Genomic DNA, 10995 nt, shown 5'->3' with positions numbered 1-10995 from the left:
TGGCCTCTCAAGCACAAACACGCCGAACCGTAGCTCACAGATTCACCACGCGAACCGGCTCTTGCGAAGACCCGTTTGGACCCCCAGCATTAGATTGGCGGGCCCGGGCCGACATCACTTACACACCAGCCACACAAATGCTCCCCACCCGTTGAAATTGCACTTTGCAATTCAACTGATGGGGAGCACTTCAACGAAGAGTACAACCGACGCATTCTTGGGGTCGTTGCAAAAACGACCGGTTAATTAGGGTAGATGACACCGGTTTGTTGTAATGCGCCGGCCATGACTTCTACGGAGAGTGAGCCAGCCGAATGTTTTGCATGGTTTGTGGTTGCGAATACTTGCGTCCTTTCGCTTTATTCAGCCTCTACAGGCTGGAAAGTGAGGTCGTTTAACGGAATGAAAAGCGAGCTGGTCTTGGATTCCTTCCATTGCGCAGGTTCTTCTCAACCCCTTGTCTCGAACTATAGTTCGGTTGACTCGAGAAATCTTCCCAACTAGAGTCTTAGACACTGTTCAATTCCAATTGTCATGAAGGTAGGTCATATGATTATATAACGTACAAGAGATGCTTGCTTGGCACTGGCCTTCGGTACTGTTTTAGCTCTTACCACTCCTGGAACTGCGTTTGCACAGGAAACGGAAGTTGCCCCGGACAGCGTTACAGTTTCTGCCATAAACACAGAAACCGACTTTGAGCTGTCTCCCGGTGAAACCAAAACCGTAGACCTGTCGTCTGCCGAGTCGAAACAGTCAGCGGAAATCAGCGTGAATGACGAGCCAACAATGGCCTTCTACGATGCGGCGAACACCGCTCCCGGATGTATGTCTGCTGTACACCGTCTAACTGTGATCAAAGTCCGAAATAACTACCCTACCCCTATTCGAGTGAAGATTGTTATGACTGGCCCCGTCGGAGCTCAGGATACTGCATGTAAAAGCGTCGATCCGGGAGCTGAAGAGACCTTTGCTCGGTTGATGGTTCCCGGTGTTACTCGCATCGATAGAGTGGAGAATTGCTAATGAAGAAATTACAGGCTCTGGCACTTGCACTCGCCTTTCCTTCTATAGCGCTTACCCAAACTCAGGCTGCTCAGGCGGCTGATGTTGTCAAAAATGAGTTGGGCATGATCACCGTAAAATGCCAGGTAGTAGAGAATGCCCCCGGCAACCCTATCGTAGGTTTCGTAGTTGGAAACCACCCTTCAAACCCCAATGCCGCCAAAGACGACGCACATTTGTACGAAAACAAGTTTAATAATGCCCATAAGAGGCATTGCTACCCCCAAAGGAAATATCGGCCATCAGGCGCCTATGACACGAATTGGAATCCAAAATAATGTCCAGTGACATTACTCTGACCAGAACCTATTTCCTTGCAAAGGAAGAGGATTTGCCTCGGTGTTATCAGCGCTATCTCGAGCGGGTGGAGCGTGTGAAACAGTTCACTACCGTCTATCTAATCGCTGATTCGGAGTTCCATGAGGTGGATTCACTTGTGAAAAAGAATCTGCTTGATGATCTCCAGGCTCAGAGCAATGAACCGGTTGACGGGGACGAATGGGAAATGTACAGCTACTCCACCGCACTAGGAACGATAGATGAACCCATTGAACCCGGGGCAACAGTGTCACGATTGTGGGAGGACATGCTCCTGACCGATGATGAAGAGTGGCCACGATCCTTCATCAGCTCCGTTGACTTCTCGTCATTCATGTCACGGCCGAAGTAACAAGCGAACGCAGCTCGACGCAGCAGTGAAGACTGAAAGTAACCGGAGTAGATGCACAAGCTTTTTCTCCCCGGTGCCCTCATAAGTAGCTCCATTGGGCAACCAGGGTTACCGGTTTGTTTTCGTCCAGCGACCAGAAGCCGTCGCGTGTTCTGCCCCACTCACATGTCTGCCACAGCCGGACAAGATCCGGAAAATGAAGTCTCTTAATCTGGTGCTCACCAAAATTAGGGGACGCTCGGGAAAAATCGGTCACGATAGACACGCGGACAATACGATCGGGCTCAGCCGCCCTCGTAAAATCCCATCCCTTCGAGAAAAAATGAATTGATCCGAACGGATAGCTACGGTGGTGGCCTCTCAAGCACAAACACGCCGAACCGTAACTCACAGATTCACCACGCGAACCGACTCTTGCGAAGACCCGTTTGGCTCCCCCAGCATTGGATTGGCGGGCCCGGGCCGACATCACTTACACACCAGCCACACAAATGCTCCCCACCCGTTGAACTTGCACTTTGCAATTCAACTGATAGGGGAGCACTTCGATTAAGAAGGCAACGCCGACCACGTCGCCGCTGCTTACAAAGCGCGACGCTAACGCCTGCGCTTCCACACCACCACCGCCGTGGAGGCGGGAACGTGGACGAGTTCGCCGCCACGACGGGGGGCGTGCTCGAGCTTCTGGCGAAGCTCCTCGTTTTCCTCCTGCAGCTCTTCCAGGCGCCGCTCCAGCGCGGATTTCTCCTCCTGCAGTCGCGTGATGGCTTTGATGCCTGCGAGGTTGACACCCTCGTCGTGGCTGAGCCGTTGGATTTCCCGTAGCTGCTCGACATCATCCTTGGTGTAGCGCCTGCCACCGCCGCGGGTGCGGCGCGGGGTGACAAGCCCCATGCGGTCGTAGGACCGCAGCGTCTGCGCGTGCATCCCGGCAAGCTCAGCGGCCACGGAGATGACGAAGACTTCGGTATCTTTAGCGCTGTTTTCCTTAGACATCCGTCACCTCCTCTGTGATTCGTGCCTGCCTACTACTGGTTGTTTTCTTTCAGCCAATCCTCGCGCGGAGTAAAACCGGAGTCTTTCTCCGCCTGGGCATAGGTGCGAAGCGCACTCTTTGCCGCCGCGTCGAGGTTGGTGGGAACCGTGACCGTGACGGTAACCATGAGGTCGCCACCCTTGACGCCACGCCCCTTGATCCTCAGTGTGCGACCCGAGGGGGTTCCTGCGGGCGGCGGCATCCTAACCCCCACCTCCGGTCTCGGCGCCCCCTACCTCGAGTGGCTCCGCGGCGCCGGGTTCACGATTACGACGCGGACGGTGGTGTAGGCCCCGTCTCTTCGTGCTCCTCATCGCTCTGCATGCTGTGCGCAGCAAACCTCGATGACAGCAGCGATCAGTGTGGACACGGTGCAGGCTAGCGCAACGTTTCCGGGAGAACGCTCGAAGGGTGACAGCTGGGGTTTGAGCTCATTCCATTTACCGAGGTTCGACTCCAAAGCTTTGAGCCATCGGCATGGCGCCGACAGTAGGAAAAAGCCCGCCTATTTCAGAGTATTCGTCATTCGAGCACTAACCTTGGCGGGTCTTGTTGCAGACAATGTATCACACGATTTCGTCATTCAATTGACCGGAAGTCTTCCTCCACGCAACGGACCACACGTAGCGACGGGGATGGTCACGACTCCACTCAGACTCGAATCACACTCGAATGGTGACAAGACCGGAAAACTGGACGCAGTTGGGCAGCCTGAAGCACGCTTCCAGGTACACCGATAGGGCAGCCATTCATTTACATGGATGGCTGCATGAATTACTTCAATAGCGATTTGAGGATTTTGTAAATCCCGTACAAGATCGCAACCGGCAAACCAATGATCACTAAGATCAGCAGGGCTTCAACAATTCCGATGCTCATATCTACTCCTATCACTTATGGTTTGATCTGCACGCAGGCGTAGCCAGACCACATGCGCCAGCACCAGGCCGCAGATCGGGCCGACATCGATATGTCGCCCAAAATCTCACCCGATGAAGCTAAGCCCCAGCCCGATTCAGAGCCATGCGTCTCAGACCTGCGACCGCCTCCGTCATCCCAAAAAAGTTCACATTGGTCTGCTGTCGAATTGTCCTGTCCTGCATCGAGATAATTTACGAAAGCGTTTTCGACGTACTGACCCGAACTGTTCACTTTGATTCCGACGAAGGACCCGCGGCTTCCAGGTGCTGCAGTAGCACCATCTGCGCTCCGCTCCGACTGAATACGGTCGCCGTCAAATGAAACAAAGTCGGAGTTTTCTGGTGTGAATTCTCCCTGTTCTTGCTCCATTACCACGATCGGGTCGGCCAGCACATCAGCCTCTACAGCTTGCGCAACGGTGCTCACGCGGTAACCGCCGCTAGAGTTGCGACAATTATTTTTAATCCCCATTTTTCACCTTTCATTTTGGAGTTTTGGGTATACGCGCAGTTTTCGTTACTACTCTTGCCACACTACAGATCAGTCTTCCGGAACCACTGCGTGTTCATCATGATTTATTTAGAGATTTTTTACCTATTTCGTAAACTATTGGCCTATAAATTTTTCCAGACAATAGTTTTCAAACGAGCGTTACATCTGGCCTTCCATAAACCGCCTCAACCACCCATCTACAAATTCCCAGCTACGACAGTTTTCGTGCCCAGATTTTCGTTCTCGGATACTCGTCAAGCCCTCCCTCGTCCAGCTCAGCAGAACTCAAAACTTTCAAACTGTCTCAATAACGCCTTTTGCGTTAGACTTCCAGCGTTACCAATAATCACAAAAACCCTGAAAGTAGTCATGAGTTCAAGTAGGAAAGTTACAGCCGACGACAACGTCGACGGCCGCACCCGCGAGGAGCTTCACGAGGCCATCGAGGAGTCCCTCGAGGATGCCAACGACGCAGACCCGCGCAAGGATCCTTGGCCCGAGTCCGGTGCCGATGGTGCCGACCGCTCCGTCGTGTTGAGTGCCGACGCAAAGCTCGTCGCTGCGTGGGCGTGGCGGTTCATCGGTCTGGCCATTGCCATGTGGATTTTGGGCAAGGTCATCGGCTCCATTTGGGCTGGTATCCTCCCCATCCTGATCGCCGTTTTGCTGTGTACGGTTTTGTGGCCACCGACGAAGTGGATGAAGGATCACAAGATCCCGATTACGCTATCTGTAATCCTCACCCTCCTCGGGTTTGTGGCGATCTTTTCCGCCGTGGTCGCCGCCATCGCGCCGACGTTTAGCACCCAGGGCAAGCGCCTGTTCGAATCGGGTAAGGAAGGTGTGTACCAGCTCGGCGACTGGATCCAAGGCCCGCCACTGAACGCCCAGGCGGAGCAGGTTGACCAGGTCATCGACGAGGTCTTCGGGTGGCTCCAGGATCAGGCATCGAACATCGCCTCTGGTGTGTTCAGCGGCCTGTCGGCTGCCTCCTCCGCGTTGGTCACCTTCGGTGTTGCTGTGATCTTGAGCTTCTTCTTCTTGAAGGATGGCTCCAAGCTCTTGCCGACGATCCGTGGCGTCGTTGGCCAGAATGTTGGCTGGCACCTGTCTGAGGTTCTCACCCGCACGTGGAATACCCTCGGTGGGTACATCCGCGCACAGGCTGCTGTCTCCGCCATCGATGCTGTCATCATCGGCCTTGGCCTGTGGATCCTCAAGGTTCCGATGGCTCTTGCCCTCGCCGTTATCACGTTCTTCGCCGGCTTTATTCCGATCGTCGGTGCGTTCTCGGCTGGCGCTCTGGCTGTATTGATTGCGCTTGTCGACGGCGGTCTCAAGACCGCTATCTTCGCCCTCATCCTCATCGTCCTCGTCCAGCAGCTGGAGGGCAATATCCTCTCCCCGATGCTGCAATCCAAGGCGATGGATCTGCACCCGGTTGTGGTGTTGCTGTCCGTCACCGTCGGTGGTGGCCTGTTCGGCATCATCGGCGCTTTCCTCGCCGTTCCGGTCGCCGCTGCCGTTGCCGTGTGGATCCGTTACCACCAGGAAATGGTCTCGCTGCGAACCGGGGAGATCACGTACGACGACATCAAGATCTCGACGGCCGACGGCGACCCCTCGATTACCACCGAGGAGGCGTTTGCCAACGTCCGCGCCCGCTTCAAGCACATGGGCGGTGGCCGCACGAAGGCCCGCACGGTCGTTGACTCTGCCGTCGAAAAGCAGCGGGAAGGCGACGACGACTAGACCGTCGACGCGTAACCACACGCCTGGCTCAGTACCCTGAGCCGGGCGTTTTTCCGTTAGAGCACCTGCTGCCAGCGGTTTCTGCTAGCGTGGCTGCCATGGCAATAACACTATTCCCAATCGCTAAGTCCATTTCCGCAGCCGCAGTCGCCTTCGCCACTGCGCTATCCAGCAATATGGGGGTCCCCATGGCTGAGAACATGAGCTCCGATGCCATCACCAACGTCGCCACAGCAGCGCCGACCGTCCCCGCAGCCCTGACGGCATCCACCGTCAAAACCACCGTCCCGAGCAACGAGGAAGCCCAGAAGCTCCTCACCGGTCACTGGCGTTCCGCCATCTTCCCGGACGAGGTAACCCTCGACTTCTACGGTCACAACAAGCTCACCTACCAGGGCGACTGCAACCCCGTCACCCAGGCTGATGTGGCCCTTGCCGACGGCAACCTCACCGTCACCGGCGGTGCCGCAACCCTCATGGCCTGCTCCCCGCGCGACGACGAGCTCGGCGCAGCGCTGCGCAGCGTCCTGCTCGCCCACCCGCAGGTGCTCAAGGGTGCCGATGGTCAGCTCGTCCTGAAGAGTGGCGACAAGCAAATCGAGTTCATCCGCTAATAAATTCCTAATATGTGTGGATAACCGCCATCGCGCCAGCTAGAGGCGTGCAAGAAAGTTCCACATTTTTGCGTTCCTGGATTTCCAACAGGCCTCATTTCGATAGTTATCCACAGGCCTGAAGCACGCGTTTTTGCCCTGTTTTATTGTGTGTGGCATGACGCAATTGACGGATTTTGCTAGCACGTTTGCTCAGGCGATGGTGATCGCCGAGCAAGCGTTTGGCATGTCCAAAAAAGCTCTTATCGGATTGGGGTTTGATCCGACGCAGGCCAGCGACATTAAGAAGATCGCGGATACCTACTATGGGCACGCCAGCGCCCCGCGCCGCCAGGAACGCGCACGCGAGGCAGCTCGGGCCGTCGGCCACACGTTCTACTCCCTGAAAGCCATCGAAACACAGGTAGCAAAACTGGAGAAGAAAAAATTCGCCTGGCGCATGCGGGAAGAACTCATCCCGCTCGGTCGGGATATTCCCGCCATCCACGCCGCAGGCGCACGCCTCCTCCAAGAGTTGAACACCCACCATGCGGACAACCCCGACAGGAGCCTCACCTATCGTGCAGTGAAGAACTCCACGTTCGCCACACTGACGCTGACAGCGGAATCCTCACGCGTCAAGCAGATCTACGACCGGGCGAAAGCAACCAACAAAGACTGCCCCGCGAAGGGGCTGATCGAGATAGCGTTAACCGCCTCGAATGGGAAACTTCCCCCTGCTGCCATTCCGTGTCTTTTGGTTCCCCTGTATACGTGGTTTACTGGGGCGACGGAAACCGAGCGTGGTCGCTTCAGGTTTTCCCTTACCAATGGTGCAACCATATCTGGTGAGGAAATCGTGGAAGCGGAACTGGCCAAGACTCTGCTTGCAGCGCTTGTTCATCCGTTTGCTCCGAAGAATTTTGGTGTGTACACGGTTGAGATGACGCCGGATTCACGGCATGCGGATTTCCTGGAATGGTTTAACCAGGCTCTGAGGAATCCTGTGTGTCCGCATCCGGGGTGTTCGACTCCTGCTATGGAGTGCGAGGTGCATCATATTGAGGCGTTTAAAAACGGTGGGAAAACCGTATCCGAGAATTTGATGCTGCTGTGTAAGTTCTTCAACGGCAGGAATGATGACGATCCGGACAAGCCCATGTACGGCCGGATGGTGAGAGTCGACGGGTTGGAGTATTGGAAACCCGCCTTCGGCGGGCCACTCCAGTTGAACATGAACCCCTGTGCCCAGGGTGGGGCTGTGCGCCTTGTCCGGAAACAACTCGGCATCCCCATCGACCCCTCACCAGGATAGGATGGCAGGCCGACCTGTCCAAACGAAAAGCCCGAGCAAAAACTCGGGCTAGTCGGCGTGCCCAGACCGCTACAAACCGAGCTTTTCTACTGCTTTAGCCAGCTGTACGGCACCGGGCTCCACAGCGCCTGCCCATTTGGCGGCTGCTGCCTCATCTGCCTGGTCGGACACCTGCTTGAGGAGAGTCACGGGGATGCCGAGGCGGTTACCGACCCACGCAACGGCGAAGCCTTCCATGTCCACGAGCTCGGCAAGTTGGACAATGCGGTTGCGCTCCTCGGTGGAGGACACGAAGTGGTCGCCACTGGCCAGGCGGGCAGTGGGGAGTTCGCCGGAGGTGACGAGCTCGAATTCCTTCTGGGCGAAGTCGTCGTCCATGCCGGTGCCGGCGAAGTCGTGCTGGACGACGTGGGTGATCTCGTAGACGCCGGAGTGGCCGTCGGCAAGCGCGCCGGCGGTGCCAAGGTTGACGATGCGGTCGGGGCGCGTGGTGATGGCGGCTTCCATAACCGCAGTAGCGGCGGCGACAAGGCCCACACCTGTGACGATGATCTGCTTATCTTGTGGCAGGTGGACTGCCTCTTCCGCGGTGGCGGACACGAACAACGTTGTCATAGTCAGTATTGTACGTGGTCTATCGAGGTTAGGATGGGGAGCCGTGGAGTACATCGCGCGCGAAATTGAGCCCCACCTACGGAACATGACGACCTGGTTTCCCATCGTCTTCGTAGGTGGCGCTCGTGGTTGCGGGAAGACCTCTCTTCTCACAAGGATGTTCCCGGACTACCACTACCTCGATCTCGAAAATGGGGCTATAGCTGAGAAAGCGCGCGCGAATCCCATCGGTTTCCTCCGGGAGCATGGTTCGCAACTGATTCTCGACGAAGTTCAAAACGTGCCGGCACTGTTCCGAGCACTCAAAGTGGTGGCCGACGAATCTGAAAAACCTGCCCAGTTCATCATCTCCGGTTCTGTGAATTACCTCCGACTTGATTCCGTCACGGAATCTCTTGCAGGCAGGGTGGGGCTCGTTCACCTCCCGCCGCTATCGTTTCGGGAGATGGGGCTCCCCCTTGACGAGTTTCTGCTCTATACCAGTGGTGACTACCCGGAAGAGCCGAGCGAAGCGAATTACACCACCTTCGACCTGCAGGCGTCCCCATCATGCGAGGAGACCAAGCGGTATTTTTGGAACACGGGGCTCTTAGGCAGTGATGCAGCCGATCCCGCCATCTTTGAGAATTTCGTCGTCGCCGAAACAGCAAAGAACCTCACCAACCAGGGAGCGGAAAACAATCTGTTTTGGTACCGAGGTGTACTCGTCAATGGGATCAATCCGCAGACACTCACACTGACGGGGATCGAACCGTCAACTATGCCACGGGTGGACTGTGCAGATGCGGTTAACACGGTGGGCGACAAACTTGGTGTGGATGCCTCCCGCCGGCAGGTCATCTACCAGGGGTCGGAGGACTTCATGTTGGACGAGGTCCGCTTCATCCCGGTAGAGACATACCTTTACGCGTGACAGTTGATGGGCGTTTGTGGAATAGCAGATGTGACGGATTGGCTCAATGGGTGAGCCCAATTCTTAAACGCCCACGTTTTGTCACGCCCCTGTTCTAGGAGCCCACCGTCGCGACGAGACTTTCCGGTTCGGTCGAGTTGACGTGATCCTGGCGGGCGCGGCGGTGGGCGCGCTCGTAGCGCCAGCTGCGCCAGCCGAGGAATACGCCGAAAGCGATGATAATCAACTGAACGGGCCACATGGTGACATCGGGGAAGATGCGGGGCACGTTGAGGACGACGAGGAGGGTGCCGACGAGAACGCCGAGGAAGCTCGGGTTGAAGCGGCTCACGATCCAGGCGGCCAAGGGGGCTGCGATGCTGCCACCGATGAGGAGGGCCAGGATGAGGGGCCAGGTGGCGAGCAGCCCTTCCCACAGGCCGACGATGAATCCGGCGGTGGCGGAGGCGGTGACGAGGAACTCGGCGGTGTTCACTGTGCCGACGATGCGTCGGGGGTCCTGCTTGTGCAGGGTGAGCATGGTGGAACTTGTGACGGGGCCCCAGCCGCCACCTCCTGTGGCATCGATGAGCCCGCCGAAGAAGCCAAGGCCGGTGAGGAAACTGCGGGAGTGCGTGCCGGCAGTGGGTTTTTGGTGGCGGCGGGCGAAGCGGCGCATGACGTTCAGGCCGAGGCCGGTGAGGATGACTGCGGTAACCACGGGGGACGTGATGGATGTCAAAAGAAGCGCACCGATGAAGGCACCGACGCCACCGGGGATGCCAAGCCAGAGGGCCTGGCGGAGGTCGACGTTGCCGAAGCGCCAGTGGCTGAAGCCGGAGACCGCCGTCGTGCCGAGTTCGGCGACGTGGACGACGGCGGAGGCATGCGCCGGGGTGAGGGCGGCCAGGGTTATGAGCAGGGTGGTGGAGGTGGCGCCGAAGCCCATGCCGAGACCACCGTCGACGAGTTGGGCGAGGAAGCCGGTAATGGCGACGATGATGGCGTTCATGCTGCGACCTCCTCGTAGCGGGCAGCGACGATGTCCGCGAGCGCGACCGACAAGGGCGCGCTCATCGTCCAGCCTGCGGGAAGCTGAAGCTTGTCCAGCAGCAGGCCGTGGGTGACGAAGAGCGGCACGACGTGCGCGCGGTCGAGATCCGGAAGGGGATCTTTGCCGGTTGCACGGTGCGCGTAGGCGGGGATGCCGGTGAGCTCCGCGACGCGGTCGGCAAGCCGTTCGACGGTTTCGTTGGCGTGCGCTCGGCGGGAACCGACGTAGTAGACGACGGCGTTTTCGGCACCATGGGGGATTCGCGATGCGACGAGCTGGGCGATGTCCTCCCCCGTGCCAAGGGGTGCTGCGAGGTGGAGGCGCGTGCCCGTTTTGCGGGATGCCTCGGTCACGACGGCGGGCACGTCGTCGGTGACGTGGAACGCCGAGGTGAACAAGAGTGGCACGACAACGGCGCTGCCGACCTCTTCCGCCGCGACGTGCAACGTGCGCGGGGAGAAGTCGAGGTAGGCGGCGCGGACCGGGCGGTCAGGTGAACACATTCGATTGGCCAGCGCCTCCACTTCCCGGTCCGCGTGCGGGTGACGGGAACCGTGGGACAGGATGATGAGCGGAATCGATGTGTTCAT

Annotated in this window: 12 protein-coding genes and 1 pseudogene; 7 read left to right on the top strand and 6 right to left on the bottom strand. The window is 57.6% G+C overall.

Annotation, left to right across the window (positions count from 1 at the left end; translation table 11 throughout):
* The first annotated feature begins 579 nt into the window (after nucleotides 1-579).
* From HMPREF3044_RS03630 to HMPREF3044_RS03620, 3 genes are all read left to right on the top strand, one after another.
* Nucleotides 580-1026, top strand: a complete 447-nt coding sequence (locus tag HMPREF3044_RS03630; protein WP_070739404.1) for a hypothetical protein — start codon at nucleotides 580-582, stop codon at nucleotides 1024-1026.
* Nucleotides 1026-1343 (top strand): hypothetical protein, encoded by a 318-nt coding sequence (locus HMPREF3044_RS03625; protein ID WP_070739401.1) that lies wholly within the window; start codon nucleotides 1026-1028, stop codon nucleotides 1341-1343. The genes HMPREF3044_RS03630 and HMPREF3044_RS03625 overlap by 1 nt, the downstream gene beginning before the upstream one ends.
* 95 nt (nucleotides 1344-1438) lie before the next feature.
* Complete coding sequence (locus HMPREF3044_RS03620) at nucleotides 1439-1735, top strand: hypothetical protein (RefSeq protein ID WP_141759633.1); 297 nt, start codon at nucleotides 1439-1441, stop codon at nucleotides 1733-1735.
* A 597-nt stretch (nucleotides 1736-2332) separates the two neighbouring features.
* Here HMPREF3044_RS03620 and HMPREF3044_RS03615 read toward each other — a convergent pair.
* The 3 genes and pseudogenes from HMPREF3044_RS03615 to HMPREF3044_RS03605 form a co-directional block, all read right to left on the bottom strand.
* Nucleotides 2333-2731 (bottom strand): heat shock protein transcriptional repressor HspR, encoded by a 399-nt coding sequence (locus HMPREF3044_RS03615; protein ID WP_070739394.1) that lies wholly within the window; start codon nucleotides 2729-2731, stop codon nucleotides 2333-2335.
* Between the two features lie 32 nt (nucleotides 2732-2763).
* Nucleotides 2764-2979, bottom strand: a pseudogene (locus HMPREF3044_RS03610) (molecular chaperone DnaJ); the annotation flags it as partial.
* Nucleotides 2980-3665: 686 nt separating this feature from the next.
* Nucleotides 3666-4163 (bottom strand): hypothetical protein, encoded by a 498-nt coding sequence (locus tag HMPREF3044_RS03605; RefSeq protein ID WP_070739388.1) that lies wholly within the window; start codon nucleotides 4161-4163, stop codon nucleotides 3666-3668.
* 390 nt (nucleotides 4164-4553) lie between these two features.
* On the opposite strand from HMPREF3044_RS03605, the gene HMPREF3044_RS03600 reads away from it, so the two are divergent.
* The 3 genes from HMPREF3044_RS03600 to HMPREF3044_RS03590 all read left to right on the top strand — a co-directional run bounded on the left by HMPREF3044_RS03600 (nucleotide 4554) and on the right by HMPREF3044_RS03590 (nucleotide 7844).
* Nucleotides 4554-5936, top strand: a complete 1383-nt coding sequence (locus HMPREF3044_RS03600; RefSeq protein WP_070739385.1) for an AI-2E family transporter — start codon at nucleotides 4554-4556, stop codon at nucleotides 5934-5936.
* A gap of 98 nt (nucleotides 5937-6034) precedes the next feature.
* Nucleotides 6035-6550, top strand: coding sequence for an META domain-containing protein (locus tag HMPREF3044_RS03595; protein ID WP_070739441.1), 516 nt, complete (start codon nucleotides 6035-6037; stop codon nucleotides 6548-6550).
* A 157-nt stretch (nucleotides 6551-6707) separates the two neighbouring features.
* On the top strand, nucleotides 6708-7844 hold the full coding sequence (locus HMPREF3044_RS03590; RefSeq protein WP_070739382.1) for an HNH endonuclease signature motif containing protein: 1137 nt from the start codon (nucleotides 6708-6710) through the stop codon (nucleotides 7842-7844).
* A gap of 69 nt (nucleotides 7845-7913) precedes the next feature.
* Here HMPREF3044_RS03590 and HMPREF3044_RS03585 read toward each other — a convergent pair whose 3' ends face one another.
* Nucleotides 7914-8459, bottom strand: coding sequence for a nucleosidase (locus HMPREF3044_RS03585; protein ID WP_005393478.1), 546 nt, complete (start codon nucleotides 8457-8459; stop codon nucleotides 7914-7916).
* Nucleotides 8460-8544: 85 nt separating this feature from the next.
* On the opposite strand from HMPREF3044_RS03585, the gene HMPREF3044_RS03580 reads away from it, so the two are divergent.
* Nucleotides 8545-9372 (top strand): AAA family ATPase, encoded by an 828-nt coding sequence (locus HMPREF3044_RS03580; RefSeq protein WP_232621964.1) that lies wholly within the window; start codon nucleotides 8545-8547, stop codon nucleotides 9370-9372.
* A gap of 94 nt (nucleotides 9373-9466) precedes the next feature.
* On the opposite strand, the gene HMPREF3044_RS03575 is transcribed toward HMPREF3044_RS03580, so the two are convergent.
* Together HMPREF3044_RS03575 and HMPREF3044_RS03570 are read right to left on the bottom strand one after the other, a co-directional pair.
* Nucleotides 9467-10363 carry a sulfite exporter TauE/SafE family protein gene (locus HMPREF3044_RS03575; RefSeq protein WP_005393476.1) on the bottom strand — a complete coding sequence of 299 codons (897 nt, stop codon included), beginning with the start codon at nucleotides 10361-10363 and terminating at the stop codon, nucleotides 9467-9469.
* Nucleotides 10360-10995, bottom strand: coding sequence for a sirohydrochlorin chelatase (locus HMPREF3044_RS03570; protein ID WP_005393475.1), 636 nt, complete (start codon nucleotides 10993-10995; stop codon nucleotides 10360-10362). Before HMPREF3044_RS03570 ends, HMPREF3044_RS03575 begins: the two co-directional genes overlap by 4 nt.

The organism is Corynebacterium sp. HMSC073D01 (genome assembly GCF_001815555.1).
GTDB classification, from domain to species: domain Bacteria; phylum Actinomycetota; class Actinomycetes; order Mycobacteriales; family Mycobacteriaceae; genus Corynebacterium; species Corynebacterium glucuronolyticum.
This window is presented reverse-complemented; position numbering and strand designations above follow the sequence as displayed.

Coding starts and splice junctions, on each gene's coding strand:
- HMPREF3044_RS03625 (WP_070739401.1), top strand. CDS start 1,026: ATGAAGAAATTACAGGCTCTGGCACTTGCACTCGCCTTTCCTTCTATA.
- HMPREF3044_RS03615 (WP_070739394.1), bottom strand. CDS start 2,731: ATGTCTAAGGAAAACAGCGCTAAAGATACCGAAGTCTTCGTCATCTCC.
- HMPREF3044_RS03605 (WP_070739388.1), bottom strand. CDS start 4,163: ATGGGGATTAAAAATAATTGTCGCAACTCTAGCGGCGGTTACCGCGTG.
- HMPREF3044_RS03600 (WP_070739385.1), top strand. CDS start 4,554: ATGAGTTCAAGTAGGAAAGTTACAGCCGACGACAACGTCGACGGCCGC.
- HMPREF3044_RS03595 (WP_070739441.1), top strand. CDS start 6,035: ATGGCAATAACACTATTCCCAATCGCTAAGTCCATTTCCGCAGCCGCA.
- HMPREF3044_RS03590 (WP_070739382.1), top strand. CDS start 6,708: ATGACGCAATTGACGGATTTTGCTAGCACGTTTGCTCAGGCGATGGTG.
- HMPREF3044_RS03585 (WP_005393478.1), bottom strand. CDS start 8,459: ATGACAACGTTGTTCGTGTCCGCCACCGCGGAAGAGGCAGTCCACCTG.
- HMPREF3044_RS03580 (WP_232621964.1), top strand. CDS start 8,545: ATGACGACCTGGTTTCCCATCGTCTTCGTAGGTGGCGCTCGTGGTTGC.
- HMPREF3044_RS03575 (WP_005393476.1), bottom strand. CDS start 10,363: ATGAACGCCATCATCGTCGCCATTACCGGCTTCCTCGCCCAACTCGTC.
- HMPREF3044_RS03570 (WP_005393475.1), bottom strand. CDS start 10,995: ATGAACACATCGATTCCGCTCATCATCCTGTCCCACGGTTCCCGTCAC.